Raw genomic sequence first — 1,097 nt, 5'->3', positions numbered from 1 at the left:
CACCGCCCCGGCAACGACACCTGTCGCGGTGGGGGCGAGCAAACCCGCCGCGACCACAGGTCCGACGCCCGGGATGGCCATGACCCCCAGCCCTGTCAGCAATCCGCCGGCACCGCCGATCACGGCTCCAATCCCCGCGCCAGCCCCGGCATCCTCGGCAGCCTCCGAACGGTCGCCCTCGTACCAGTCATCCGAGTTGTTGGCGACGATGCTGATGTTCGCATGCGGGACGCCCGTGGCTTCCAGTTCGCGGACCGCGTCGGCCGCGTCGTCATAATTGTCGAACAGTCCAGTTACCGTTTTCATTGATTTCTCCTGATCCGTGCTCACTTGCTGGCGGCAACGACGTTGCCCTGATAGTCCAGGCCGACGGCGAGGCTTTCGCCTGCCTTGGTGGCATGGCCCCGCCAGATGCCCTGGTCGTCCTTGGTAAGCTTCGACACGTTGGTATAGCCTGCACCCTCGATGCGGCTCTTGGCCTGGGCTTCGGTGAAGCTGTTTGCGCCGGGAACGAGAGCGGCGGCATTGGGGGTATTGTCGGTCTTCACCGCCGGTGTTGTCGCTCCCGTGATGGCGTCCTGCCCGGCTGCGATCTTTTCGATCATCTGCTGGTGCGTCTTCAGCGTATCGACCGTTTGCTGGGCGAATGTCTTGAGCCCGGCGTTGTCGCCGCCGCTGGCATAGGTTTCAAACAGCTTGACGGCGTCGGCATGCGCCTTGCGCTGCATGTCGACATAGGCTGGATCGATCGGTGCCTGCGCATTCTTGAGCTTGTCGAGATCGCCCTGGTGCTGGGCATCAAGCGCCGACGGCACTTTCAATTTTTGTTCGCCGGCCACCGTTGCCAGCTTGGCATTGGCCGCGCCGTGATCGCGGATCATCATCTGGGCGAAGTCCTTGATGCTCTGGTCCTGAACCTTGCCCAAGGCAATCTGGCTCGAGTCGACTTCGAACTTGCCGCCGATGGCAGCCTTGTCGACGAAGGCCTGGGCGCTGTCGGCAGCAAAAGCAGGCACGGCGAGAAGAATGGAAGCAGCGGCGAGCGATGCGAAAAATTGTCGTGTTTTCATCGGCTTTGTCCTTGCCTGGGATGCGTC

At 62.5% G+C, this 1,097-nt stretch carries 2 protein-coding genes; both read right to left on the bottom strand.

The annotated features are described in order from the left end of the window. The coding region (locus EN991_RS37325; protein WP_348630522.1) for a general stress protein at positions 1–306 on the bottom strand (306 nt) is incomplete at its 3' end. Positions 307–326: 20 nt separating this feature from the next. Then, positions 327–1,070: a DUF4142 domain-containing protein gene (locus EN991_RS37320; protein WP_013533176.1), complete on the bottom strand. Its 744-nt coding sequence runs from the start codon at positions 1,068–1,070 to the stop codon at positions 327–329. Positions 1,071–1,097 lie beyond the last annotated feature (27 nt).

Origin of the sequence: Mesorhizobium sp. M7A.F.Ca.US.005.03.2.1, assembly GCF_003997795.1 — a bacterium.
Classification (GTDB): domain Bacteria; phylum Pseudomonadota; class Alphaproteobacteria; order Rhizobiales; family Rhizobiaceae; genus Mesorhizobium; species Mesorhizobium ciceri.
The sequence above is the reverse complement of the archived record's forward strand: the minus strand, read 5'-3'. Positions and strand labels throughout refer to the sequence as shown.

What these genes read in the sequence shown, in the direction of transcription:
- EN991_RS37320 (WP_013533176.1), bottom strand. Translation starts at nt 1,070, where the DNA reads ATGAAAACACGACAATTTTTCGCATCGCTCGCCGCTGCTTCCATTCTT.